Below are 2,413 nucleotides of genomic sequence, written 5' to 3'. Positions count from 1 at the left end.
AATGGCGAGAAGGTCACACCCGTTCCCATACCGAACACGGAAGTTAAGCTTCTCAGCGCCGATGGTAGTTGGGACTTTGTCCCTGTGAGAGTAGGACGTTGCCAGGCAAACGAAGCACAACCTGACTAGGGTTGTGTTTTTTTGTCGTCCAACAGGAAGAATCGTGCCCGTATGGCGTCGTTTTTATGAAAAGAGGGAACGGTAGACAGAGAATCGTGCCGGTATGTCGTTGTTGTTAGGAAAGGAGGGTACGATTTTAATAGATTTCAAAATGAATAGAATAAAAACATAGACGGGAAAAGACGAATGGGTATTTTCTGTGATAAGATAATACCTAGCTAATATTTTCAAACGAGCAAAAAGCTAGGCTTATTATATAAAAGGAAGTGCTTATATTGTCTAGTACATTTACAATAGACGACAATATTTTAAAAGATTTACGGGCCGACTGTGAAAATTGCTTTGGTTTATGCTGTGTAGCTTTACCCTATGCAAGATCAGCAGATTTTGCCTTTGATAAAGACGGCGGTACTCCTTGTCGTAATTTACAATCCAATTACCTATGCGGTATACATAAAGATCTTCGGAATAAAGGGTTTCGAGGCTGTTCAGCTTATGAATGTTTTGGAGCTGGACAAAAGGTATCTCAAGTTACATATAAAGGCATGGATTGGCGCTCGAACAAAGATACAGCGCAAGAAATGTTTGATGTTTATCCGATTGTGCAGCAACTTCATGAGATGCTGTGGTACTTACATGAAGTATTAACAATCAATTCAGCAAAATCGATTCATAAAGATGTAAAGCAGATTATTGAAGATACAGAAAATCTAACTAATAAAAGTCCAAAATTTATACTGAGTATAGATGTTGCGGATCATAGATCCAAGGTAAATAAGTTACTGATTTGTGCTAGTGAATTGGTTCGTGCCCAAGTACCTAAAAGGCAAAAAAATGCACGAAGGGGAATGGATTATTTAGGTGCAAAGTTAAGAGGTGCGGATTTAAAGGGAGCAGACCTAAGAGGTGCTTTACTAATAGCCGCGGACCTTAGAAATGCGGATCTGAGATGGTGTGATGTCATCGGAGCTGATTTTAGGGATGCGGATATTAGTGGGGCTAATTTAACTGGGAGTATCTTTCTAACACAAGCTCAAGTGAATGCCGCAAAGGGTAACAAATATACTAAATTACCAGCCGCATTAGTGCCGCCAGCTCATTGGCTGCAAAAAGAATAGATTTTTAGGAATATATCAATTTTTTACAAAAAGGAAACATACTTGAATTTTTAATATAAGTAAGCCTAAAATATAAGAATGGAAAGTTTACAACGATATTAATATGATAAGTAGGGAAAACACATGATAGCAAAAACAGATGAAGATATTAAAGCTTTGAAAGAAATCGGCAAAATTTGTGCCGATATTAGAGATGAATTGGTACAAAGAACGGTACCTGGCATAACTACAAAGGAACTGGATGAAATAGCAGGACAGCTTTTTGAAAAAGCGGGTGCAATCTCTGCACCAAAGGGTGAATATGATTTCCCTGGGTACACATGTATCAGTGTGAATGAAGAAGTTGCACATGGCATACCTGGTAAGAGGGTCATTCAAGAAGGTGACATCGTAAATATTGATGTCTCTGGTTCAAAGAATGGTTACTTCGCTGATACAGGTATTTCATTTGTAGTAGGTGAAGGAGAAGAGATATTAACAAAGATATGTGATGTCGCAAAATTGGCTTTTGAAGCAGGCTTGAAGAAAGCAAAACCTGGTTCAAAGAAAAGCGGGATTGGAAAGGCCGTCATCCAAACGGCACGTCAACACGGATTAACGGTTATCATGAATCTTACAGGACATGGAATCGGACGAAGAATACATGAAGCACCTGATCATATTTATAATTATCATGATACTTGGGACGATGAGCTTTTAAAGGAAGGCATGGTTATCGCTTTCGAACCTTTTATTTCAACAAAAGAAGAAGAAGTTTTTCAAGTTGAAGGTGACCACTGGACTTATGTGACTGAAGAAAGTTTTGTTGCGCAATACGAACATACCATTATCCTTTCGAAAAATGGACCTATCATAACAACACTATAATAGTAATTACAAGTGCCGGCTGCCTTTCGAGCTGGCGCTTTTTCATTTTTAAGGAATCATCTTTTCTTAGGAATTATCATAAAGTACCTAAGTGATTCTTATTTTTAAGAAAGGCTGTGTTATTATTCATTGTTGACTTCCGTGTAGGGTTGATTAGGCGGAGAATTTCCGGCTAATGTAGGTAAAGGAACCTTAAGAAGCTGATATAAGCGGAAATATTCCGGTTAACTGGATTAAGTCCGTATAATTGTGTAAAAAGAAAAGGGGTCATTTTTATCCTACTTGGCTACAATGTTTAACAACGACGA

At 38.2% G+C, this 2,413-nt stretch carries 2 protein-coding genes and 1 rRNA gene; all 3 read left to right on the top strand.

Annotated features, from left to right (window positions below):
- A 5S ribosomal RNA gene (gene rrf / locus ACY3XC_RS28635) occupies window positions 1-107 on the top strand; the annotation flags it as partial.
- A 288-nt stretch (window positions 108-395) separates the two neighbouring features.
- A complete protein-coding gene (locus ACY3XC_RS28630) occupies window positions 396-1,238 on the top strand; it encodes a pentapeptide repeat-containing protein (protein WP_464871565.1) in 843 nt (280 codons plus the stop codon).
- A 123-nt stretch (window positions 1,239-1,361) separates the two neighbouring features.
- The gene (gene map / locus ACY3XC_RS28625) at window positions 1,362-2,105 is read left to right on the top strand and encodes a type I methionyl aminopeptidase (protein WP_464871563.1); all 744 of its coding nucleotides are present in this window, start codon (window positions 1,362-1,364) and stop codon (window positions 2,103-2,105) included.
- The last annotated feature ends 308 nt before the right edge of the window (window positions 2,106-2,413 follow it).

It is taken from the genome of Bacillus sp. CZDM1 (assembly GCF_055502545.1).
The sequence above is the reverse complement of the archived record's forward strand: the minus strand, read 5'-3'. Positions and strand labels throughout refer to the sequence as shown.

Coding starts and splice junctions, on each gene's coding strand:
- map (WP_464871563.1), top strand. CDS start 1,362: ATGATAGCAAAAACAGATGAAGATATTAAAGCTTTGAAAGAAATCGGC.